This is a genomic window from Duganella sp. GW822-FHT06D06, from assembly GCF_058799615.1.
Genome location: NZ_JBXALQ010000013.1, coordinates 165,457 through 187,990 on the forward strand (window position 1 = coordinate 165,457; position 22,534 = coordinate 187,990).

Genomic DNA, 22,534 nt, shown 5'->3' on the forward strand with positions numbered 1-22,534 from the left:
GTACGCACCGTTTCAATCGGAAGCGGCCGGGACCTGAACTCCCGGCCGATCCGCCTCCGCCGTCATCCCCGGTTCCGCCAGCTCCACCCGGTTACGCCCGCCGCGCTTGGCGCAGTACAAGGCCTGGTCGGCGCGCCGCAAGGCCACATCGCCGCCGCTGTCGGCCGCGCTCAACGCGGCGATGCCGATACTCACCGTCACCGTCACCGTCAAGCGCGACTCGTCGTCCAGCGGCATGCGCGCCTCGGCCACCCGCAGGCGCAGGCGCTCGGCGTACACCGCCGCCGCGTCCAGCCCGGTGCCGGGCAGCAGCACCGCGAATTCCTCGCCGCCGATGCGGCCCAGCATGTCGACCTTGCGCTGGCCGTCGCGCAACAGCGCGCCCAGCTGGCGCAGCACGGCGTCGCCGGCCGCGTGGCCATGCTCGTCGTTGATGTGCTTGAAATGGTCGACATCGAGCAGCAGCACCGCGGCGCAGGCGCCGATCTCGCGGTGCAGGCGGGCGTGCTCGTCCTCCAGGCGGCGCATGAACGCGCGCCGGTTCGGCAGGCCGGTGAGGAAATCGGTGGTGGCCAGCAGGCGCAGCTCGTCGTTCATGCGGCGCCGCTCGGTCACGTCCAGGGTCGAGACGATGACGAAATCGAGGCTGTGCGCGTGGCCCGGCATCACCAGCAGGGTCAGCTCGTTGAGCCGGGCCGTGCCGTCGAGCCGCGTGTAGCTGCCTTCGCAGGCGAAGAAGTGCTGGCCCTGCGCCAGCGCGGTCAGCGCCAGCGCGAAGCTGGGCATGGCGGCCAGGTCGAAGTTCTGCGCCAGGCTCAGCTGCGAGAGATCCTTGCGCCCGGGCGCCGCCCCCACCTGCGCCAGCGCGGCGGCGTTGACGTCGACGATGCGCACCAGCGACGCCAGGCGCCGCAGCTGGCTGGCGTTGGCCTGCAGGTAGCGGCCCAGGTCGTCGACCCCGGACAACTCCAGCTCGGCCAGCGCGGCGTGCACGCCCGACCAGTCCTGCTCCCACAGCGCCACCGGCGCGTGGTCGTACAGGCTGCGGAAGCGGGCCTCGCCGGCGCGCAGCGCCACCGCCGCCTGCGCCTGCTCGATGGCGATGCCGGCCAGCCGCGCGGCCTGCTCGATCAGCGCGATGTTGGCCAGGCTGGGCAGGCGGGCCTCGCGGTGGTAGACGGCGAAGGTGCCCAGCACGTTGCCGCCGGCGCCGTAGATCGGATCGGACCAGCACGAGCCCAGCCGCGCCTGCAAGGCCAGGTCGCGGTACTCGACCCAGGCCGGCGCCTGGCGGATGTCCTCGACGATCACCCGGCTGCGCGTCAGCACCGCCTGGGCGCAGGCGCCCGGCGCGCCGTGGATCGAGCGCCCGTGCACGGCGGCGTTGAAAAAGGCCGGCAGGCTGGGGGCGGCGCCCACCAGCAAGTGCTCGCCGGCCTCGTCGAGCAGCAGGATGCTGCACAACATTTCCTCGTTGCCCGCCTCGACGCCCTGCACCACGCTCTCGAGGATGGCTGGCAGCGGCGCGCCGGTGGCCAGCAGCTCGAGCACGTGGCGCCGGGTCCGCTCGCGCTGCTCGCCCTGGATGCGCTCGGTGATGTCGCGGAACGACCGCAAGCGCGCCGGCTCGCTGCCCAGTTGCATGCCGCGCGTGTGCTGCTCGAACACCCGGCCATCCTTCAGCAGCAGCAGCTCAAGCTGGCTGGCCCGTTGCTGGCCCGGCAGCGCCAATTGCTGCGGCCCCGGCTCCAGCAGCAGCGCCTGGCCGGGATGGAGCATCTGCTGCGCCATGTGCGCCATCAGCGCGGCGCCGTCGGCCTGCCAGTCCAGGTGCTCGGGCAGGTTCCACAGCTCGCGGAAGCGGCGGTTGGCGTTGAGCACCCCGCCTTTCAGGTTGTCGACCAGGATGCCGTCGATGGTCGAATCGAGGATGTTGCGCAACATGGCCTGGCTGCGCTGCGCGCCCTCGGCCAGCACCAGCAGCGCGGCCTGGCCCTGTTGCAGCTCGCCGCTCAGGCGTTCGGCGCGGGCCTGGGCGTCGCGGGCCCGCACGCGGCCGCGCGCCAGCAGCCAGGTCAGCCCGGCCAGCAGCGCGCTCAACAATACGCCGCCGACCGCGACCCGCTGCGCCTGCTCGCGTTCCGGCGCCGCGCTGGCCCGGGCGGCGATGTCCAGCGTCCAGCGGTGGCCGCCGACGCTGATCTGCTGCAGGCTGCCGCGCCGGCCGGCGCCCGGACGGCTGTCGTACATCAGCGCCGCCGGCGCGATGGCGTCGCCGTCGTAGATTTTCACGTCCAGCGCGCCGGCGCGCGGTCCGCCCAGCCCCGCCATCAGGTCGCCGACGCGGAACGGCGCGTAGACCCAGCCGTCGATGGCGGCGCGCCGCTGCACCACCGTCGCGGCCGGCCGCCAGCGGCGAAACACCGGCAGCACCAACAGAAAGCCCGACTGGGCCGGCCCGACCTCCTCCTGCACCAGCCGGATCTTGCCGCTGACGGCGGGCAGGCCGGAGTCGCGCGCCTGCTCCAGCGCGCCGCGCCGCACCGGCTCGGACGCGGCGTCGTAGCCGAAGGCGCGCCGGTTGTTGTCGTCGAACGGTTCCAGGTAGACCACCGGCGCGTACCAGGCGCGCGCGCCGTCCGGCCGCAGGCGGTAGTCGGGATGGCCGCCCAGCCGGATCGCGCGCTGGTGGGCGTCGCGCTGCGCCGGCGTCACCAGCGCCATGTAGCCGACGCCGTGGATGCCGGGGAAATGCAGATTGAGCTTTTGCCCGGCCAGGTAGCTGCGGAACTCGTCGCGGTCGACCTCGGCGGAGCTGGCGAACAGGCCCTGCACGCCGTACAGCACCTGCACATAGGTTTGCATGCGCCGGTCGAGATTGTTGACCAGTTCGCGCACGCGGCTGTCGAAATCGGCCTGCGCCTGCTGCTCGGCATGCTGGCGCGCGCCCAGCCACAGCACGCCGGTCGCGCCCAGGCATCCCGCCAGCACCAGCAGCGGCAGCACGCCCGGCGAGAGCAGGTGCTGCAGCAGCCGGCGCAGCCTGGCCTGGGCGGCGGGGGTCATCTACCCCTCGGTGCCCGCGAACTGGCGGTAGCCGCGCGCGCGCAGCGCGCACGCCGGGCAGGTGCCGCAGCCATAACCCCAAGCGTGCAGCGCGCCGCGCTCGCCCAGGTAGCAGGTGTGGGTGCCGTCGCGGATCAGGTCCACCAGCGCCTGGCCGCCCAGTTCCTGCGCCAGCTCCCAGGTCTGGCGCTTGTCGCGCCACATCAGCGGGGTTTCCAGCTTCAGGCGGGTGTCCATGCCCAGGTTGAGCGCCACCTGCAGCGCCTTCATGGTGTCGTCGCGGCAGTCCGGGTAGCCGGAGAAGTCGGTCTCGCACATGCCGCCCACCAGCACCGTCAGGCCGCGGCGGTAGGCCACGGTGGCGGCCACCGTCATGAACAGCAGGTTGCGGCCGGGGACAAAGGTGTTGGGCAGGCCGTTGGCCTGGGTTTCGATGGCGATATCGTGCGTCATCGCGGTCTGCGAAATCTCGGAGATCAGCGACAGGTCGATCATGTGGTCTTCGCCCAGCTTGGCGTTCCACTCGGGCGAGTGGGCGCGCAGGCGTTCGATCACGGTCGGACGCACGGTCAGCTCGATGGCGTGGCGCTGGCCGTAGTCGAAGCCTATGGTTTCCACGCGCGCGTAGTGCTTCAGCGCCCAGGCCAGGCAGGTGGTGGAATCTTGGCCACCGCTAAACAGGACCAGGGCGGTATCGGTAGGCAGCATTACTTTGTTCTTTCAAGGGCTTGCAAGGCGTTGCAACGTTATAAGTACGCCATCTTTTAGGGCAATCCGGTAACATGGCAACCAGCGTACACCCAGATGGAGTCTCATGTTACCGGCATCGCCAGCAAAAATATTGGCAGGATCACGAATTTTGGCACAAGTTGTGACAAAAGTATCCGGCCGCCTCGCCATAGCGGGCATGTCGGCCGGCGTCCTGGCCATCGTCGCGCCGTCCGCCGCCGCGCAAGGCCTGAAATACGACGTCCACATCGACGCCCCCGGCCCGCTGCAGGAACTGCTGGAGCAAAACCTTGACCTGGTGCGTTTTCGCGGCAACCCGCGCATGGACCGCGAACAGCTGGTGCGGCTGGTGCGCGCCGCGCCGGCCCAGGTCAAGACGCTGGTGGCCACCGACGGCTACTACTCGCCGCTGGTGAGCGCCCGCCTCGACCGCGACGGCGACCCGCCCAGGGTCGAGCTCAGCGTGCAGCCGGGCGAGCCGGTGCGGGTCGGCGAAATCGACCTGGTGCTGCAAGGCTTCGCGCCCGTGCCCGGCCTGGCCGCCGACCAGCAGTTCGACACCGCCGCGCTGAAGGCCGGCTGGACGCTGAAAAAAGGTCAGGTGTTCCGCCAGACCGACTGGGAACAGGCCAAGCGCGGCCTGCTGCGCCAGGTGGTGCAGACACGCTACCCGCGCGCGCAGCTGGCCGACAGCCAGGCCACCGTGGACCCGGACAACCACCTGGCCGCGCTGCGGGTGGTGCTCGACAGCGGCCCGGAGCTGCGCTTCGGCGAATTGCGCATCGAAGGCCTGAAGCGCTACCCGTCCGCCATCATCCGCAACCTGAACCAGATCCATCCCGGCGACTACTACAGCGAAGCCGCGCTGCAGTCCTACCAATCGCGCCTGCAGGACACCGGCTACTTCAGCAGTGTGGAAGTGAGCGCCGACATGGGCGCGGTCCTCAACGAGCAGCTGGAAGCGGGCGCCGCCACCCCGGCGCAGAACGCCGACGCGGCGATGGCGCCGCTGCCGCTGCTGGTGCGCGTGAGCGAGAACAAGCGCCGCAACGTCAGCGCCGGCCTGGGTTTCAGCACCAACACCGGCAACCGCGCCTCGCTGAGCTACGACGACCTGTCGGTGTTCGGCCTGCGCATGAAAAGCGCGCTGACGCTGGAGACCAAGAAGCAGACCGCGCGCAGCGACTTCTACTTCCCCACCACGGCGGACGGCTACAACGACAGCTTTGGCGCCTCGTTCGAGCGCAGCGACATTTCCGGCGAAGTCACCAGCGTGGCCAGCGTGGCCGGCAAGCGGGCCTGGGGCACGCCGCTGCTGGAGCGCAGCTTTTCGCTGGAGCTGCTGACCGAGACCAAGACCCTCGACGGCGTCCCGTCCAGCACCAGCAAGAGTTTGCCGCTGACCTACGGCGTCACCTGGCGCAAGCTGGACAACCTGCTGTTCCCGACCAAGGGCTACGCGCTCAACGCGCAGCTGGGCGGCGCGCTGCTGCCGATCCTGACCGACCGGGCCTTCGTGCGCGGCTACGCGCGCACCGTGTGGTACCGGCCGCTGAGCGCCAGCACCAACTTGATACTGCGCGGTGAGCTCGGCGCGCTGGCCTCGCGCGACAAGAACGGCGTGCCGGCCGTGTACCTGTTCCGCGCCGGCGGCGACCAGTCGGTGCGCGGCTACGCCTTCCAGGAGCTGGGCGTACACGAAGGCGCCGCCATCACCGGCGGCCGCTATCTGGCCACCGGCAGCGCCGAATTCCAATACTGGTTCAAGCCCGCGTATGGCGCGGCGCTGTTCTACGACGCCGGCAACGCCGGCGACACTGTCAACGGGCTGCATCCGAAATCCGGCTACGGCGCCGGCGGCCGCTGGAAGAGTCCCGTCGGCCCGATCAACGTCGACGTCGCCTACGGCCACGCGGTACGCAAATATCGATTGCACTTCTCGCTGGGATTCACTTTCTGATGGCCGACAACCAAGACAAGCAAACACCGGCCGCGCCCGCGCGCCGCCGCTGGCCGCAGCGCGTGCTGATTTCGCTGGCCGTGCTGGCGGCGCTGCTGGCCGGCGCCTTCTGGCTGCTGGGCCGCGAATCGACCTTGCAGCAGCTGGTGCAGCGCATCGCCAACGCCAGCGGCGGACAGGTCGCCGTCAGCGGCGTGAGCGGATCGCTGTACCACCGCATGCATATCGGACGGCTGGTCTACCGCAGCAAGGACAGCGTCATCACGGCCGACAACATCGACATCAACTGGTCGCCGTTGCAGTATTTTTCGGAAGGCCTGTCGATCAGCGAGCTGCATGTGGCCGCGCTGACGGTGCAAAGCCTGGGCCCGTCCGAACCGGCCAAGCTGCCGGAATCGCTGGCCGCGCCGTTCCGCCTCAACCTGGCCGACGCGCGGCTCGACAAGCTGACCCTGACCAGCGCCGCCGGCAGCAACGTGATCGAACGCCTGCGCTTCAAGCTGTACGGCGACAAAAGCAGCTGGCACCTGGAAGACGCCAGCGCACACACCGCGTTCGGCGACGCCAGGGTCGACCTGACCATAGGCGCCAACAAGCCGTTCGCGCTGCAAGGCAAGGCCTCGCTGGCGCAGGCTTCCGTCAACACCACCGCCAACGCCGGCGCCGCACAGCTGTCGCTGGAAGCCGGCGGCAACCTGGCCTTGATGACCTTGAAGGCGCAGGGCAGCGCCAATGGCGCCAGCGGCAACGCCAATGTGGCGCTGGCGCCGTTCGATCCCATCATCCTGCGCACGCTGGACCTGAACGGCCGCGATCTCAATCCGGCCGGCTTCAATCCCGGCTGGCCGCTGGCCAAGTTCAGCCTCAAAGCCAGCATCGCCATCACGGCGGAGCAGAAACTGTCCGGCCAATTCGCCCTGCTGAACCAGGACAAGGCCGCCCCGCTCGACCAGCAAGGCTTGCCGCTGCAAGCCTTCAACGGCAAACTGGCCGGCACGCTGACCGCCTCCACGCTGGAAAACGTGCTGCTCGACCTGGGCGCGGCGGGACGCTTCACCGGCGGCGGCCACGTCAAGCGCAGCGCCCCGCAAGCCGGCATCGACGCCGCGCAGTTCACGCTGCACACCGACCGCCTGGACCTGAAGAACATCCACAGCGGCATCGACAAAACCAGCGTCGCCGGTGACATCACGCTGGCCAGCACGCCGACCAAGCAGACGCTGGACGCCAGGCTGTCGCAGGACGGCCTGCGCCTCGACCTGCAGGCCACGCTGGCGGACGCCGTGCTGCAACTGCACCAGGCGCGCCTGCTGGCGAAGAAAGGCAGCATCAGCGCCACCGGCCAGGCCAGCCTGAAAGACCAGCAGGCATTCAGCGCCAAGCTGCGCGCCGAGCACTTCGACCCGTCCGCGCTGGGCGCCGGCTATCCGATCGCCGACCTCAATGCCGACCTCAATGCCAGCGGCCACGTCGTCCCCGCATGGCAGGTCGCGGCCAGCTTCGACCTCAAGGCCAGCAAGCTGGCGGGCCAAACCCTGTCCGGCAACGGCAAGCTGAATGCCGATGCCAAGCACATCAGCGGCGTCGACGCCCACCTGGCGATGGCGCAAAACAGCGCCGACATCAGCGGCAGCTTCGGCGCCCCGGGCGAACAACTGCGCTGGAAGATCGACGCCCGCCAATTGTCGGCGGTGGCCGCCGACTTGATCGGCGCGGTCAACGCCAGCGGCATCGTCAGCGGCAGCATGGAAACGCCGCGCACCAGCTTCGAAGCCGACGCCAAGGGCCTGGGCCTGGCCTCCGCCAAACGCCCGGCGCCGGATAGCCTGATCCACGCCGCCGGCGACGTCGCACTGGCCGGGCCGCAGAAGACACCCGAGCTGAAAATGAACGGCACCATACAGCGCCTCAATCCCGCCGCCTTCGGCGCGGCGCAGGCCGGCGCCGTCAACGCCACCTTCACGGCCGACGCGCGGCTGGCGAGCGACTGGCGCGCAGGCTTGAACCTGACGCTGCAACCGTCCACCTTCGCCAACGCGCCCCTGAGCGGCTACGCGAAACTGAGCGCCGACAAGAACAGCATCGGCAACGCCGACATCGACCTGCGGCTGGCCTCCAACAGCCTGCAAGCGAAGGGCAGCTTCGGCAGCGCGCTCGACAAGCTGGATTGGAAACTCAACGCGCCGCAACTGGCCGCGCTGGGGCCGCAGTTCGGCGGCACGCTGCGCGCCAGCGGCACCCTGTCCGGCACCAGCGCGAAACCAGCGCTGGCGCTCACGCTGGACGGCGCCAACCTGCGCGCCCCGGGCCAGCAGCAGATCGGCGCCATACGCGGCAGCGCCACGCTGGGCAGCACCGTCGCGATGGCGGCCGGCGCACCAACCGCCAGCACCGCCACCACCGCTGCGACGGCGCAGAGCCGCCGCACGGCGCCGGACGCCAGGCCGCGCGCCAGCGCGGCACGCCGGGGCGCCGACAGCGACAGCTACGCCGACGTCCCGCTGGTCAGCGACATCGAGATCACCCGCTACGTCTCCCCTGCCCTGACGCTGGACAAGGCGCGCCTGCAAACCAGCGGCAGCCGCAGCAGCCACACGCTGCAGGTCAGCGCCAGCAACGCCGACTTCGACGCCGCCGTGCGCGTCAAGGGCGGCTGGGCCAACGACAGCTGGACCGGCGCCGTCGACACGCTGCAAAACCGCGGCCGCTTCGCCTTGACGCTGGCCGCGCCGGCGCCGCTGAAGCTGACCGCGCCGGCCGGCAGCGGCGTGGCCGGCCTGCTGCACCCGGAGCAGATCGCCCTGGGCGGCGCCACCATCAAGCTCCCCGACGGCAGCATCCGCATCGACAGCCTGGAAAAAACCGGCCCCGCCTGGCGCAGCAAAGGCCTGGCGGCCGGCGTGCCGGTCAACTACCTGGCCCAGCTCTCCGACGCCTGGCGCGACAATGTCCGCAGCAACATGACGGTCGGCGCGGAATGGAGCATGAACCTGCAGGCGGCCAGCAAGGGCAGCCCGCCGGCCCTCGGCGGCATGCTGCACGTGTACCGCGAACAGGGCGACCTGACCATCACCGGCGCCGACCTGCCGCAGCCGCTCGGCCTGCGCACGCTGGACGGCCGGGTCGACGTCAACGACGGCACGCTGCACCTGCAACTGAACCTGGACGGCAGCCGCGCCGGCCAGGCCCGCATCGACGCCACCGCCCAGCTGCACGAAGGCCGCCTGGCCGAGGGCAGCGCCATCACGCTGAGCGGCACCGCCAACATGGGATCGCTGGCCTGGCTGGCGCCGCTGGCCGGCCAGCCCGGGCTGGAAATCGACGGCGCGCTGAAGCTGGCCGTCACCGGCAGCGGCACCTTGGGCGCGCCGCAACTGAACGGCGACATCAGCGGCGACAAGCTGGTGCTGAACTGGGTGGACCAGGGCATCAAGCTGCGCAACGGCCAGTTGCAGGCGCGCCTGGCCGGCGACCAGCTGCAGCTGCAAAAGCTGGCCTTCGACGGCGCCGAGGGCCACGCCCAGGCCGACGGCTGGATACGCTACGCCGGCAACGAAGCCACCATGAACCTCAAGCTCAGCGCCGACAAGCTGGAAGTGCTGGCGCGGCCCGACCGCATCCTGGTCATCAGCGGCCAGAGCACGCTGATACGCGACGCCAAGCGCTTCCAGCTGGACGGCAAGTTCCGCGCCGACCGCGCCAACATCGAACTGGCCGGCGAGAACACGCCGACGCTCAGCGACGACGTGGTCATCATCGGCAAGGGCGCGGCGCCGGTCAAGACGCCGCAAGGCCAGCCGCTCAGCATCGACCTCGAGGCCGACCTGGGCGACGCCTTCAAGCTCAAAGGCAAGGGCCTGGACGCGCAACTGGCGGGCACGCTGCGCATCCGCGTGGCGGACCGCCGGCCGCCGCGCGTGACCGGCAGCATCCGGGTGGAACGCGGCACCTACGCGGCCTACGGGCAGAAACTGGCGATCGACCGCGGCGTGATCAACTTCACCGGCGCCTACGACAACCCCGGCCTGAACATCCTGGCCGTGCGCCGTGGACCGGAAGGCGAAGCGCTCAGCGAGACCAATGTGGAAGCGGGCGTGGAAGTGCGCGGCACGGCGCTGGCGCCGGTGGCCAAGCTGGTGTCGACGCCGGCCGTGTCGGACAGCGACAAGCTGGCCTGGCTGGTGCTGGGCCACGGCATCGACAACACCGCCGGCAACGACATGGCGCTGCTCAGCGCCGCGGCGGGCGCGCTGTTCGGCGGCGGCCAGGGCAAGCTGGCCAATGCATTGGGAGTGGATGAACTGGGCGTGAGCCAGGCGGCCGGCGCCTCGGCCGGCGCGGCCACCGGCTTGCAGTCCACGGTGGTCACGGTGGGCAAGCGCCTGTCGTCGCGCGCCTACCTGAGCTTTGAACAGGGCGCGGGCACGGCGACCAGCCTGGTCAAGCTCAAATACAAGCTGAACCCGCGCATCTCGCTGCAATTCCAGACCGGCACCAACAACGCGCTGGACGTGCTCTACACCTGGGCCTTCGATTAAGCCTTAGCTCGGGTTGTGGTCCGGCACCGGGTCGTCCTGCGGCACGGGATGGGGGATGGCCGGCGGCGCCGGATCATCCACCGGCACGGGATCGGGGGCGCGGTGTACATAGTGCATGGTCGATACTCCTTGAGCTGACACGATCCCCCATTCTACGCCGCCCTACCCCGGTTGCGCGTGCTTGACGTATTTATCCAGCCACGCATTGGTTTCGTACAGCATGTGCAGGATCGACTCGCGCGCGCGGTAGGCGTGCGATTCGTTCGGCAGCATCACCAGCCGCGCCGTGCCGCCCAGGCCTTTGATGGCCTGGAACATGCGCTCGCTCTGCAAGGGGAAGGTGCCGGTGTTGCTGTCCTCGGCGCCGTGGATCAGCAGCATCGCATCCTTGATCTTGTCGGCGTTATTGAACGGCGACATGGCCTGGTACACCTCCTGCGCCTGCCAGAACGGCCGCTCCTCGGACTGGAAGCCGAACGGCGTCAGCGTGCGGTTGTAGGCGCCGCTGCGCGCTATCCCGGCGCGGAACAAACGCGTGTGCGCCAGCAGGTTGCCGGTCATGAAGGCGCCATACGAATGGCCGCCGATGGCGATGCGGTGACGGTCGGCCACGCCGCGCCGCACCACCTCGTCCACCGCCGCCTGCGCGTCCGCCACCAGCTGCGGCAGGTAGCTGTCGTTCGGCTCCTCTTCGCCGGCGCCGATGATGGGGAAGGATGGATTGTCCAGCACCGCGTAACCCATCGCCAGGAAGGCCGCCGGCCCCCAGTAGCTGACCGCGTTGAAACGATACGGCGAACCGGTGGTCTGGCTGGCCGCGCCGGCCGATTTGAATTCCTGCGGATAGGCCCACATCAGCAACGGCAACGGGCCGTCGCGGCCGGCGTCGTAGCCGGACGGCAGCATCAGCGTGGCCGTCAGCTCGACGCCGTCGTTGCGCGGATAGCGGATCTGCTCCTTGCGCACATCCTTCAGCTGCGGGGTCGGATGCGGATAGTTGGTCAGCGCCGTCAACTGCGCGTCCTCCGGCTTGGTCAGGTCGCGCAGGTAGTAGTTGGGCCGCTCGGTCGGCGATTCGCGCGTCGTCAGCAGCAGCGTGCCTTCGTCGTTCAGCACCGCCGCCACGTTTTCGAAATACGGCGCGGTGCTCTGGAACAGCCGCACTTTCTGCCTGGTGGTCAGGCTCAGACGGTCGATGAAGGGACGGTCGCCTTCCGGCGTGGCGCCGGCGCCGTCCAGCAGCACCGTGGTGCCGGGGCCGATCAGCAGGCGCGGGAAGCCGCTGGCGTCGGCCCGCATCACCGGCGAACCGGGACTGTTGTAGCGGTCCTCGTACGAACCGGCGTAGATCAGCTCCGGCGGCGAGGACAGGTGTTCGGGCTCGATCATCCACTGCTTGTAGTCGCGCGTCTTGTGCCAGCGCTCGTTGATCAGCGCGACATCGCCGCGCCCCCAGGCGATGCCGGCGTAGCGCATCGTCAGCCGCGCCAGCACCAGCGGCGGTTCGCGGAACGGCGCCGCGTGCAGGTAGACCAGGTCGCGGATGTTGTCGATCACCGGACGCGCCGGATCGCCGCCGTCCTGGGCCTCGGTCCACACCAGCGTGGCCGGCACGTCGGCCCGCCACGACACATGGCGCACGCCTTCGGACACCGCGTCATTCCCCTGCGGCAGGCCTTCCTCCAGCGGCAGCGTGGTCACCGTGTGCAGCACGTCGCCGTTCAGGTCCCGCACGTCGACCCGCTCGCCGAAGCTCGATGCCGGCACGATGTAGGAGTACGGCCGCGTCACGCTTTGGGTCAGCAGGTACTGGCCGCCCGGCGCGATCGAGGTGCGCGAGAACTGGCCCGGCGCGCCGATCATGCGCGGCTTGCCGTGCAGGTCCAGCAGCACCATCTGCACGGTGATGTAGTACTCGAACAGGCGCGCGTCGTCCTCGTTCTTCAGCAGGTCCTGGTAGGTGCGCAGCTGGCGCATGGCGCCACCGGGTTCGCTGTCCTGCTGGATCGGGCCGGAGGGCACGCCATCCGACTGCGGCGCCTTGCCGATGCCGGCCGGACGCCAGTGCGCCAGCAGGCCGCTGCTGTCCGGCAGCCAGTTGAAGCCGCGCGTGAGCACCGCCGACAGCGGCTGCGCCGACAAGCGCTTGGCCTTGCGGGCGGCGATATCGACCAGCCACAGCTCCACCGCGCCGCGCTCGCCCTTGTAGGCCACGTGCGAGAACGCCAGGTAGCGCTGGTCCGGCGACCAGGCCAGGTCCGCCAGGCGCAGCGCGCGCGGCAGCCCGCGGATGCGGCTTTCCTTCTGGGTGGCGATATCGAGCAGAGCGAGGTCGGTGCCGAACGAGAAGCGGGAGGAGGAACAGGTGCGCGGGTTGATGCGCAGGCCGGCCAGCTTGAGCTCCGGCTGCGCCACTTCGGCGATGCCCGGCAGCGGCGGCGTTTGCACCACGGCGACCAGGTTGCGTTGGGGGCTCAGGCTGAGCGCCGGCGCGCGCGGCGCATCGACGATGTCGAGCAGGGCGGAAGGCGGCAGGCGGTAACCACCCTCCTGCGCGCCGGCCTGCGGCGAGGCGGCCATCAATCCCAGATTCGGGGGCAGCAAGGTTAACGGTTTGTTCATGGATATCCTTTCGGTCCAGAAGCGAGGCTGCTGCGGTCCAGTTTGCTTATGCTAGCCGGGATTGTCAATCACTGCCGGATAATGCGTGACAATCTGTAACGCTGTGGCGCGGCGGCCGGTTGGCGTACAATCGCGGTTCTTCGAATCACGCCGTTGGAATCGCTTATGGATATGCCTACTATCGTCTTGTTGCTGCTGGTGCCGCTGGCCATCTGGCGCATCTACTCGCGCCTGAAACGCATGATGGGCCGCAACAAGTCCGAACTGTGGCGCCACGCCACCTACGCGGCGCTGGCGGGCGTAGCCCTGGCCGTGCTGGCCGTGGTCCTGGTCGGAAAATGGCAGGCGCTCGCCGCGCTGCTGGTCGGCGCCGCCGTCGGCGCCGCGCTGGGCCAGCGCAACATGAAGCTGACGCGCCTGCAAAACACGGCCGAAGGCTTCTTCTACACGCAGAACCGCCGTTTCGGCCTGCTGGTGACGATGCTGTTCGTCGGCCGCCTGATCTACCGCCTGTTCGAAGCCTACCTGCACATGCACAACCAGATGCCGCTGGACCCGGACTTCGTCGGCCATCCGCTGACGGCCGTGGTGTTCGGCCTGGCCGCCGGCTTCTGGGGCTGCTACCACCTGCTGCTGCTACGCTGGCGCCGCGCCACCAAGCCGGTGCCGCGCCCGATCGACATCTTCGATATCAAATAAACTATTTAGCCGCCAGCTGCCGCACGAACTCGCAGTAGGCCGGCCGCACCGCGGCGCTGGACAGCACGCCATTGTGGCCGGCGTCCGGCGCCATCACCATGCGCTTGGATTGCGTCGGCAGGGCGTCGTAGACCTGGCGCGCCAGGCGCGGCGGCGTCACCTTGTCGTCGCTGCCCTCCAGTACCAGCGCCGGCCCGGCGAAGCCCGAGGCGGCCGCCACGTTGTCTATCCCCTTGAGCGACTCGCTCAGCTCCACCCGCACGAACGGCCACGCATACCAGGGCAGCATGTTATTGGCCCAGTCGCGCGCGTTGGTGGTGGTCGATTCCAGTATCAGCCCGCGCACGGCCGGCCGCTGCTGCGCCACGTAGGCGGCGATGAAGCTGCCCAGCGACTGCCCGTGCACGATCACCCGGCCCGGCGCCTGGGCGTTGACCAGGTCGAACTGGCGCAGCGCGTCGGCCTTCATGGTGGCGATGGTCGGCACGCCGGTGCTGCGGCCGTAGCCGCGATAATCGATCATCACCACGTCCGCGCGACATGGGCCGACGGCGGCCAGCACATGGTCGCCATGTTCATCCAGGTGGAAGCCGTTGCCGCCGAAGTACAGCACCGTTAGCGCGTTGCCGTCGCCGCTGGCCGTCACGCCATTGAGTTGCGCATCGTCCGCCGCCAGCGTCAGGGGCGCCAGTTTGTAGGCGCCGCCGCCGTCGCCGACCTGGCCCGCAGGCCTGGCCTGGCCCGCGCGGTCGGGCCGCACCACACTGCCCTCGCCGATCTGCACCGCGCAACCCGACAACATCGCCACCATTAGTACCAATATGAGTTTCATGATTATCTCCAGTGAATGTACAATATATAACAACAAAGTTTTAATGTAAAACGATAATTTTTTACTGTATTACGATAAATATGAAAATCACCCTGATCCGCGCGCTGCTGTGGTTGTGCGTTGCCGTGCAAGCGGCCTTCTTTGTGCTGGCCTGGACCACCTACGCGCCCAGCATCGGCGCCATGACCATCGACATGACGGCCATCGGCATGCCCTTCGGCGCCAAGCTGGCCTTGACGCCGGCCCAGCGCATGATCGGCGCGGCCCTGGCGCTGCCCATCACCCTGGTGCTGTTCTATGGACTGTGGCGGCTGGACCGGCTGCTGCTCAACTTCCGCCGCCAGGACCTGTTCACGGCGCAGTCGATCGGCCACCTGCGCGCCTTCGCCGGCGCCACCCTGCTTTCGACGCTGCTGTCCATCGTCGAACTGCCGGTGCGCACGCTGGCGCTGCGCATGACCGGCAACGGCGGCCAGCACTTCGCCATCGGCGTCAATTCCGAGCAGCTGATGCTGATACTGGTGTGCGGCATGTTCTACCTGATCACACGGTTGATGCAGGAAGGCCGCCGCCTGCGCGAAGAGAACGAGGGCTTTGTCTGATGGCGATCCTGATCAACCTCGATCTGATGCTGGCCAAGCGCAAGGTCAAGTCGCGCGAACTGGCGGCCTATGTCGGCATCACCGAGCAGAATCTGTCGCTGCTCAAGTCCGGCAAGGTGAAGGGCATGCGCTTTTCCACGCTGGAGAAGATCTGCGAGCGGCTGGCCTGCCAGCCCGGCGACATCCTGACCTGGGTCCAGGACGACGGCGACAGCGGCGCCGACGCCGGCGAACTTCTATAAGGCGACGTCTTTTTAACGACAGTGCTATCGTATTTCCTGCTGTGTGGAGAAGGTTTGGTGGTATTCTGAGAGTATCCACAGGGCAACTAATTTGCACTTTCATGAATACTTCGATTTACGACAAGACCGCCAAGGGCCGGGACGAGATCGCGACGCGCCAGTACCGGCTCGCACCACGTCTTCGCAGCCTGCTGGTATTGATCGACGGCCGTCGTACGGAAGAGGAATTGCTGCGCAATGTGGCGGGGTTGGGATTAACCATCAACGCCCTGAACGAACTGCTGGAGGAGGGACTCATCGTGCTATCAACCAGCTATGCAACGATGGCGGTGGCGCCGCCGGTTGCCGACCCGGTTCCCGCGCCAGCTGCCCCGGCCCCGGTGGCGCTCGCACAGGCCAGTCAATTCAAGGCGCTGTACGAGTTTTATAACAAGACCATCAAGAGCACGATAGGCCTGCGCGGCTTCACCTTGCAGCTGAAGGTGGAGAAAGCCAGCTCGGTCGAAGAACTGCGCGAACTGCGCATGCCCTACCTGGACGCGGTGCAAAGAGCCAAGGGCAACTTCGCCGCCGCCACCCTGGCCGAACAGCTGGACCAGCTGCTCGACGGGCGGCCGGCCCAGGCCTGAGCGCGAACGCTCAGGCTCGGACTCAGGCCACCTTCGCCGCTTCCACCGGACGGCGTTGCAACACGAAGATGGGCTGCGCCCACTCCGTATCCTTCTTCTTTTTGCTCGTGATAAGCGTCAGTTCCGAAGGATCGTAGACGTCGGTGTTGTGCGTCAGCGGCGTCGTCATCAGGTACTGGGCGTCGGTGTTCTTCAGGAACTCGCCGACCAGCTGGATGTTACGGATATCCAGGTGGGCAAACGGTTCGTCGATGAACACGAAGCCGCCGGAACCATCTTCCGACTTCAGCAAACCAATCAGCAGCACCAGCGATTTCATCACCTGCTGGCCGCCGGACGCTTCGCCGTCGTTCATGCCGATGATGCCCTTGCCGTCGAACTTGAAGCGCACGTGCAGGCCGGCCTGCGACAGCAGCGTATCGTCGTTCTCCAGGCGCACCGGATCGGAGTGCACCTCGATGCCCGCCAGCTCGCCCAGCTCCTTGATGTTCTTGGAGTAGGTCTTGATGGTGTAGCGCAGCCGCTCCATGTAGGCGCCGCGGGCGTTGCCGGTGGCCTCGATGGCGCGGTTGTTCTGGTAGCGGCGCTCCTCGGTCTCCGACTGGCGGCCGTGCAGCTGGTCGTTCAGGCGCTGGTACTGGTCGATCACGGTGGCGTCCAGCTCCCAGTCGCTGCGGGCCAGGCTGGCCTCCAGCGAGTGCACCCGCAACACCACCTGGTGCGAGTTCTGGTGCTCGTTGACCAGGCGCGTGCGGCGGTCCGGACGACGCCAGCTCTTCGGCAGGTGGCGCCAGGCCTTGCGCAGCGTGAGCAAGGCGCGCGCGTGGTCGGAACGCTGCTCGATCTGGCGCTTGTTGTTCAGGCGCAGACCGGCTTCCGACTCCGACAAGGCAAAGCGCGCGTTCTGCCACGTCGTGTCGGCGCGGGTGCGCGTGACGACGGCATTCTTGATCAGCGTTTGCAGCTCGCCCAGGCGGGAGCCGACTTCGGTGCGTTCTTCCTTCAACGGCACGGCGTTGCGCGCCGCCTCGTCGAATTCCTCCTGGCGCGCGGCCAGTTCCTTGGCGGCGTCCACACCGGCCAGGCGCGATTTCAGCGTGCTGATTTCGGTCGCCAGCTTGGACACGATCAAGGTCAGTCCATCTTCCTGCGCCTCCAGCGCCGGCAGCGATTTCTGGATCGCTTCCATACGCTGGGTGCGGCCGGCGGAGCCGAAGCGGTAGCGCGAAGCTTCCACGAACAGCGAGCGGCCGCCGCGGCGTTCGCGGTGGTAGGCGTCCGGCGTGATCCACTCGTCGTGGCTACCGAGCTTGGCGCCGGCGTCCACGGTGTCCACGCGGGTGATGCGCGACAGCTGCTCCACCAGCCAGGACGGAACCTTGGCCGAGAACTTCACCACCGACATCAGCGAGTCGTCCTTGACGGTCGGCGCGTGCACCAGGTCCGGCACGATGAAGTGGCGATAGCGCTCCTTCTCCGCCAGGCGGTAGGCGGCCGAGGCATCGGACGATTTATCCAGCAGCACCACGGAGGCGTAGCCACCCAGCACGCCTTCGATCGCGCCCTGCCAGCGCGCATCCGTCACCTCGACGATGTCCGACAGCATGGCGTGGCCGATGCCGGCGTCGTTCAGCGCGCGGCGCATGCCGCGTTGCGCTTCCGGTTCCGGCATCGCGGTCTTGCCCTGCAGGGCGGCGATGGTCGACAGCTCGCCGGCGATCTTGGCGGCGACCGCGTCGCGCGCCATGCGCTGGCGCGCCAGTTCGATTTCCTTTTCCTGCAACTGCTGCGCCACCGCGGCCAGGTCGCCGCCGGCGTCGTCGGCCAGCTTTTGCAGGCGGACCTTCTGTTCCAGCAGGCTGTCGAGCGGCTTGAGTTTGCCGTTGATCTGGTTCAGGCGGTTTTGCAGCGCGGTCGATTCCTGCTCCAGCACCGTCTCGTGCTGCTGCGCGTCGGTCAGCGCCTTCGCTTGCGCGGCCAGCGCGTTGCGCTTGTCGGTCAGCTGGGCGTCGGCCTGCATCAGCGGCTTGCGGGCGTCGCGCAGCTGGCGGCTGATGTTGGCGTGCTTCTCGCGCGCCTCGTGGTACTCCAGCGTCGGCAGCACTTCTTCCTGCAGGTTGCGGCGTTCCTTGTTCAGGTCTTCCCACTGGTGGTAGTTGGCCACGCGCAGGCGCAGGCCCTCCAGATTGGTCTTGGAGGCTTCCAGCTCGGTCTCGAAGCGTTTCAGTTCGATTTCGGTGTCGCGCTGGTGGCGCTTGGCTTCGTCGTAGGCGTCCAGCACTTCCTTGTCGCCGAAGACCTGGAACACCAGGTCCAGCAACTGGCGCGGCGCGTATTCGCACAGCTTGTCGGTTTCGCCCTGCTCGAGCGCCAGCACTTTCGCCATCGCCGGCGACAGGCCGGCGTTGGCCAGGCGCTTGCGGTAGTTCTCGACGCCGAGCCAGTCGTTGCCGGCTTCGCCGATGTCCTCGATCTGCACGTTGCCGGGACGCATAAGGTACTGGCGCTTCCAGTCGCCGCCGTTCTTCTGGATCTGGCAGAACAGCGTCACTTCGTCGTCGCTGAAGAAGCCGGAGCTGCGGAACGGACGGTTGGACAGCTGCTTGCCGACGTTCTTGTTGTCGACCACGGCGCGCAACCAGGCGGTCTGCTGGCCGCTGTGGCGGGCGTAGTGCTTGTAGGTGCGGCCCATCGAGCAATCGAGGCCGAACAGCGTGCGCAGGGCGTCCAGCAAGGTGGTCTTGCCGGAGCCGTTCTGGCCCGCGATGGTGATGATCTTGGCGTCCAGCGGGATGTTCTTGATGCGCTGCCAGTAATCCCAGTGGACCAGTTCTAATGATTTTATGTGAAACACGTTTAGTCCTCGGCTGGAAGTTCGGAGTCGGGGGCGGCGTCGTCGGCCACCTCGTCGTCGTTGGCGGCGATCGGCGGCGCGCTGCGCGGCACCGGGATGATCTGCGCCGGCGAACGCTTGAACACGTCGGCCAGCGCGCCGTTGATGATGCGCTCTTTCAGCTGGTCGGTATCCATCATCAGGTCCAGCAGCGGGCCTTCGACGATGATGTCGCCGCGGCGCTCGATGAAGCCCAGCTTGGCCAGGATGCCGAGGTTCATGTCCAGCCGGGTCTTTTTGCCCAGCTTGTCGCCGAAGTCGGCCAGCAGCGCCTTGTAGGCGATGCCGATCGAGGTGTCTTCCGCGCGCGGCAGCGGCTTCTCGACGCCGAACATGTCGTTCTGGTCGTCGTCCGCGTGCTGGTGGGTCTCCTGGCGCTCGCGCTTGGGCAGGATGATCTGCGCCCACAGCACCACCAGCAGCGCCACGCCGTCGCGCGACAGGCCGAAGTTGTTGTTCTGCCAGACGTCGCGGGCGCCGAAGATCTTCGGCTCGATGGCGCGGTGCAGCGCGATCGTCACGTGGTCGGCGTAGACGTTGTCCAGCAGTTTGAGGCCGGTGGCCAGCAGACGGGCGTCGACTTCGGCGCGGAACAACTCGTCCGACAGCACGCGCTTGACCAGTTTGTCGTCGCGGCGCAGGGTTTGATGCGTCAGCAGGCGCGCGATCAGGATTTGGGAATCGTCATTCATCTGACTTGTCGCCTTCCGTATTCAAAGACAGTGAGAGGGAGGCCAGGGACATCGCCGCCACGTGCAAATCGGGCAGCTGTATCATTTCGTCGGTTGGAGTGAAGCTGACCGGCAGGCGCGCCAGTTCGGCGGTGGCGCCTTGCAGGCGGGCCTCGTCGGCGTCGCCCAAGAGCGGCAACAGCGAGGCGCGGTAGGAGGCCACGGCGAACGACGCCGGCAGCAGCGAATCCTGCACCGGGATCGATTTCGGGCCTTCGGCGGCGACGCTGGGGAAGTTGCCCAGCGCGGCGAAGTCGGACAGGCGCGCCAGCCAGTCGTCCAGCTCGCGCTGCATCTGCGGGCCGTCGCTGATGGTGGTCGGGGCGTCGGTGCCGGCCGGCAGGCCGTTGGATACGGCGCTGATGGCACGGTCCTGCAGCAGTTCGGTCTCGGCGACGTCGATCATCTCGGCCGGGGTGATAAACAGCGGCACCACCGGCTGGTCGATCGCGCCTTCGGCCAGCGAGGCCAGGTCTTCGTGCAGCAGCAGCCAGCGCTTGATGTCGGTGGTGGACAGGCCGGACTGGCCCAGGTGGACGCGCTGGCGTTCGATCTGGTTCAGCGCGCGCGAGAACATGCCCTGCATATTGAGCAGCGCCGATTGCGCGCGGCCGATCGCCTGCGCCGCCTTGTGGGTGGCGCCGTCGGCGTTTTCATCGGACAGGATGGCGCGCAGGATCTCGGAGCCCTTCTCGACCCAGTCGCAGGCGGTGTGCCACTTGGCCTGCGAGGCGCGCAGGCGGAACTCGGAACCGGAGGCGATGGCGTCCGAGAATTCCTCGGTCAGGTCGACCAGGCGGCCCAGCAGGTGGTTCAACTGGTCGACGGTGACGCCGCCCATCACCTGGGCGCCGGCCACCTGCGACAGCAGGAAGCCCATGTCGGCCGTGTCTTCGTTCTTGCCGAGGGTCAGCAGACCGTCGATCGCCGACAGCACGTTGCGCGCCATCGGCGTGACGCGGTAGACGGCTTGTTGCGCGTCCCAGGCCAGCAGCTGGTTGGTGCGCAGGCGCATCAGCACCGTCTCCAGCGACTCGGGCAGCAGGTAGGCCAGGCGGGTGTTGATGTCGGCGCGCGAGAAGGTGGACGAAGCGGCGTCGGACGCCAGCTCGCGCAGCACCAGCAGGCGCACCAGCACGCCGTCAAAACCGCCGTGGAACAGCGCCGTGAACACCTGCAGCAGCGGCTGCGCGCGTTTCAGCTGGTAGACCTGCTCGATCTCGTCGGCCGAAAAATTCGGCTGGAAGTGGGCTTGCAGGCTATCCTGCTGCTGTTGCTGATCCAGCTCACTTGTTATAATTTCTATCATTCTTTGCCATTCTGTACGCATCGCAACGACTGGATTGCGGGGGCGTCAGTATAGCAGGCCCGGGGTCAAGTCTGACATTCGGACACGAGCTCCGCTGTAGGCGGCGCCTACAGCGGAGCTCGTGTCCGAATGTCAGACTTGACCCCCATATTATTTTTTCACGGCCTTTTCCAGCGTCTGGTCGACGAAGTCGCCGTCGTTGTCGTTGAAGCGCACGCGCACCGGGTACCAGTCCATAGCCGGCGCCAGCCACAGGTCGACCTGCTGGCCCTGCGCGTCCGGCGGCGGCGCCTTGACCAGGTGGACCGCGTTGACCTCGCCGGTGCCGATCTGCACTGCCTCATTTTTCATCACTTTGAAGCTCCACACCTCGGCGTCGCGGCGGCCGGCGACGAAATACTTCCATTCGCTGCCCGGCTTGAACTTGTCCGGCGTGGCGCGCGCCTGCGCCGCCAGCTGCCACTGGATGCTGGTGCGATCCTGCTCGCCGCCCTTGATCGGGTAGCTCTCGTCGCCTTCGCTGAAGGTGATGCTCTTGGCGTCGCGCTGGAAGGTGGTGGTGTTGGGGTCCTTGCGGAAGCGCTTTTCGTAGAAGCTGGCCGGCGCCAGGCCGAAGTCGTCGATCGCGCCTTCGCTGCGGTTTTCCAGGATCTTGCCGAACAGCGCGGCGCGGCTCTCGGTGGCGACCGAGTACTTGCCGTCGCCGGCGCGCCATTGCACGCTGGCGGTGCCGCCTATGCTCAAGCCGTGCTGCCTGGCTTTGATGGTGTACGACAGGTCGGCCGACGGCGGCAGGCTGTACGGGCGCTTGACGCTCGGGTGCTCGCCGGCCGGCGCCGGAGCTTCGGCGGCCTGGGCCGCGCAGCTCAGCAGGACGGCGGCGCTCAGCACCAGCAGGCGTTTGGTGTAAATCGTATGCATATTATTTTCCGGGTTCTGTCATCGTGATTTTGGAGACGGTTTGCGTCGTCAACGCGCCGCTTGCTTCGGTATTGCGCAGCTGGACCGGGTACCAGTTCAGGCCCGGCGCCAACCAGATGTCCAGCCGCGACGAGTAGCTGCCGGGACGCGGCGGCCGGCTCAGGTGCCAGGTCACCACCTTGCCCAGCTTGGTGTTCAGCTCTTCCTCGCCCACCAGCTGGAAGCGGAACAACGTCGCTTCGCGGTCGTCGCCGACCTGCATCTCGATGTCGCTGCCGAACTGGTTGAGGTCGGCGCGGCCGATGCCGCCCAGCTGGAACGGCACCGTCGCCATGTCCTGCGCGCCCACCATCAGCGGGTAGCTGCGTTCGGTGGCCGAGAAGGTGATGGTGCCGGCGTCCCGGTTGAAATGGGTGGCCGTCTCGGCGCGGCGGCCGCGCTTCTGCGTGCTGGTGTTCGGCGCGATGCCGTAGTCGTCGATGGTGCCGACGCTGCGCATCACCAGCGCGTTCAGGCGCGTGATCAGCAGGCTGATGCCCGCTTCGGCCGAGGCCTGGTAGTTGCTGCCGTCGGTGTGCCAGGTCATGACGGCCGAGCCGCTCCATTGGGTGCCGTCGGCGTCGACCCGCGCCACGTCCATGTCCATGCTGGCCGACGGCGGCAGGTTGACCTTGTAGCGGCGCATGCCCTGCGGCGGCGCCTCCACCGGCGCGGCGGCGGCCGGCGTGGCGCCGCCGCTGTCGGGCGGCGGCGTGCCGGTC

General features: G+C 68.0%; 15 protein-coding genes. 6 read left to right on the forward strand and 9 right to left on the reverse strand.

The window, feature by feature from the left end; all coding sequences use genetic code 11:
• Positions 1 to 12: 12 nt before the first annotated feature.
• Together AC1RMD_RS22370 and queC are read right to left on the reverse strand one after the other, a co-directional pair.
• Positions 13 to 3,066 carry a sensor domain-containing diguanylate cyclase gene (locus AC1RMD_RS22370; RefSeq protein ID WP_492929520.1) on the reverse strand — a complete coding sequence of 1,018 codons (3,054 nt, stop codon included), beginning with the start codon at positions 3,064 to 3,066 and terminating at the stop codon, positions 13 to 15.
• A complete protein-coding gene (gene queC, locus AC1RMD_RS22375; RefSeq protein WP_492929522.1) occupies positions 3,067 to 3,774 on the reverse strand; it encodes a 7-cyano-7-deazaguanine synthase QueC in 708 nt (235 codons plus the stop codon).
• Positions 3,775 to 3,973: 199 nt separating this feature from the next.
• On the opposite strand from queC, the gene AC1RMD_RS22380 reads away from it, so the two are divergent.
• Together AC1RMD_RS22380 and AC1RMD_RS22385 are read left to right on the forward strand one after the other, a co-directional pair.
• Entirely contained in the window at positions 3,974 to 5,755 is a 1,782-nt protein-coding gene (locus AC1RMD_RS22380) for an autotransporter assembly complex protein TamA (protein WP_492929558.1), read from the forward strand.
• A complete protein-coding gene (locus AC1RMD_RS22385) occupies positions 5,755 to 10,293 on the forward strand; it encodes a translocation/assembly module TamB domain-containing protein (RefSeq protein WP_492929524.1) in 4,539 nt (1,512 codons plus the stop codon). The genes AC1RMD_RS22380 and AC1RMD_RS22385 overlap by 1 nt, the downstream gene beginning before the upstream one ends.
• Positions 10,294 to 10,455: 162 nt before the next feature.
• Here the strand turns inward: AC1RMD_RS22385 and AC1RMD_RS22390 are convergent, their stop codons facing one another.
• A complete protein-coding gene (locus tag AC1RMD_RS22390; protein ID WP_492929526.1) occupies positions 10,456 to 12,915 on the reverse strand; it encodes an alpha/beta hydrolase family protein in 2,460 nt (819 codons plus the stop codon).
• A 165-nt stretch (positions 12,916 to 13,080) separates the two neighbouring features.
• On the opposite strand from AC1RMD_RS22390, the gene AC1RMD_RS22395 reads away from it, so the two are divergent.
• Positions 13,081 to 13,614 carry a CcdC protein domain-containing protein gene (locus tag AC1RMD_RS22395; RefSeq protein WP_492929528.1) on the forward strand — a complete coding sequence of 178 codons (534 nt, stop codon included), beginning with the start codon at positions 13,081 to 13,083 and terminating at the stop codon, positions 13,612 to 13,614.
• A 1-nt stretch (position 13,615) separates the two neighbouring features.
• Here AC1RMD_RS22395 and AC1RMD_RS22400 read toward each other — a convergent pair whose 3' ends face one another.
• Positions 13,616 to 14,446 carry an alpha/beta hydrolase gene (locus AC1RMD_RS22400; RefSeq protein WP_492929530.1) on the reverse strand — a complete coding sequence of 277 codons (831 nt, stop codon included), beginning with the start codon at positions 14,444 to 14,446 and terminating at the stop codon, positions 13,616 to 13,618.
• Between the two features lie 80 nt (positions 14,447 to 14,526).
• Between AC1RMD_RS22400 and AC1RMD_RS22405 the strand changes: the two genes are divergently transcribed.
• The 3 genes from AC1RMD_RS22405 to AC1RMD_RS22415 all read left to right on the forward strand — a co-directional run bounded on the left by AC1RMD_RS22405 (position 14,527) and on the right by AC1RMD_RS22415 (position 15,919).
• Positions 14,527 to 15,048: a DUF2975 domain-containing protein gene (locus AC1RMD_RS22405; RefSeq protein WP_492929532.1), complete on the forward strand. Its 522-nt coding sequence runs from the start codon at positions 14,527 to 14,529 to the stop codon at positions 15,046 to 15,048.
• The gene (locus AC1RMD_RS22410; RefSeq protein WP_492929534.1) at positions 15,048 to 15,290 is read left to right on the forward strand and encodes a helix-turn-helix domain-containing protein; all 243 of its coding nucleotides are present in this window, start codon (positions 15,048 to 15,050) and stop codon (positions 15,288 to 15,290) included. Before AC1RMD_RS22405 ends, AC1RMD_RS22410 begins: the two co-directional genes overlap by 1 nt.
• A 101-nt stretch (positions 15,291 to 15,391) precedes the next feature.
• Complete coding sequence (locus AC1RMD_RS22415) at positions 15,392 to 15,919, forward strand: hypothetical protein (protein WP_492929536.1); 528 nt, start codon at positions 15,392 to 15,394, stop codon at positions 15,917 to 15,919.
• A 22-nt stretch (positions 15,920 to 15,941) separates the two neighbouring features.
• Here the strand turns inward: AC1RMD_RS22415 and AC1RMD_RS22420 are convergent, their stop codons facing one another.
• The 5 genes from AC1RMD_RS22420 to AC1RMD_RS22440 form a co-directional block, all read right to left on the reverse strand.
• The gene (locus AC1RMD_RS22420) at positions 15,942 to 18,773 is read right to left on the reverse strand and encodes an ATP-binding protein (RefSeq protein WP_492929538.1); all 2,832 of its coding nucleotides are present in this window, start codon (positions 18,771 to 18,773) and stop codon (positions 15,942 to 15,944) included.
• Between the two features lie 2 nt (positions 18,774 to 18,775).
• Positions 18,776 to 19,504, reverse strand: a complete 729-nt coding sequence (locus AC1RMD_RS22425) for a hypothetical protein (RefSeq protein WP_217942358.1) — start codon at positions 19,502 to 19,504, stop codon at positions 18,776 to 18,778.
• Positions 19,497 to 20,852 (reverse strand): hypothetical protein, encoded by a 1,356-nt coding sequence (locus AC1RMD_RS22430; RefSeq protein ID WP_492929540.1) that lies wholly within the window; start codon positions 20,850 to 20,852, stop codon positions 19,497 to 19,499. The genes AC1RMD_RS22425 and AC1RMD_RS22430 overlap by 8 nt, the downstream gene beginning before the upstream one ends.
• A gap of 150 nt (positions 20,853 to 21,002) precedes the next feature.
• Positions 21,003 to 21,773, reverse strand: coding sequence for a DUF3108 domain-containing protein (locus AC1RMD_RS22435; RefSeq protein WP_492929542.1), 771 nt, complete (start codon positions 21,771 to 21,773; stop codon positions 21,003 to 21,005).
• A 1-nt stretch (position 21,774) separates the two neighbouring features.
• A partial coding sequence (locus tag AC1RMD_RS22440; RefSeq protein ID WP_492929544.1) for a DUF3108 domain-containing protein occupies positions 21,775 to 22,534 on the reverse strand: 760 nt, incomplete at its 5' end.

Coding starts and splice junctions, on each gene's coding strand:
- queC (WP_492929522.1), bottom strand. CDS start 3,774: ATGCTGCCTACCGATACCGCCCTGGTCCTGTTTAGCGGTGGCCAAGAT.
- AC1RMD_RS22425 (WP_217942358.1), bottom strand. CDS start 19,504: ATGAATGACGATTCCCAAATCCTGATCGCGCGCCTGCTGACGCATCAA.
- AC1RMD_RS22390 (WP_492929526.1), bottom strand. CDS start 12,915: ATGAACAAACCGTTAACCTTGCTGCCCCCGAATCTGGGATTGATGGCC.
- AC1RMD_RS22410 (WP_492929534.1), top strand. CDS start 15,048: ATGGCGATCCTGATCAACCTCGATCTGATGCTGGCCAAGCGCAAGGTC.
- AC1RMD_RS22430 (WP_492929540.1), bottom strand. CDS start 20,852: ATGATAGAAATTATAACAAGTGAGCTGGATCAGCAACAGCAGCAGGAT.
- AC1RMD_RS22405 (WP_492929532.1), top strand. CDS start 14,527: ATGAAAATCACCCTGATCCGCGCGCTGCTGTGGTTGTGCGTTGCCGTG.
- AC1RMD_RS22415 (WP_492929536.1), top strand. CDS start 15,392: ATGAATACTTCGATTTACGACAAGACCGCCAAGGGCCGGGACGAGATC.
- AC1RMD_RS22380 (WP_492929558.1), top strand. CDS start 3,974: ATGTCGGCCGGCGTCCTGGCCATCGTCGCGCCGTCCGCCGCCGCGCAA.
- AC1RMD_RS22370 (WP_492929520.1), bottom strand. CDS start 3,066: ATGACCCCCGCCGCCCAGGCCAGGCTGCGCCGGCTGCTGCAGCACCTG.
- AC1RMD_RS22395 (WP_492929528.1), top strand. CDS start 13,081: ATGGATATGCCTACTATCGTCTTGTTGCTGCTGGTGCCGCTGGCCATC.
- AC1RMD_RS22400 (WP_492929530.1), bottom strand. CDS start 14,446: ATGAAACTCATATTGGTACTAATGGTGGCGATGTTGTCGGGTTGCGCG.
- AC1RMD_RS22435 (WP_492929542.1), bottom strand. CDS start 21,773: ATGCATACGATTTACACCAAACGCCTGCTGGTGCTGAGCGCCGCCGTC.
- AC1RMD_RS22385 (WP_492929524.1), top strand. CDS start 5,755: ATGGCCGACAACCAAGACAAGCAAACACCGGCCGCGCCCGCGCGCCGC.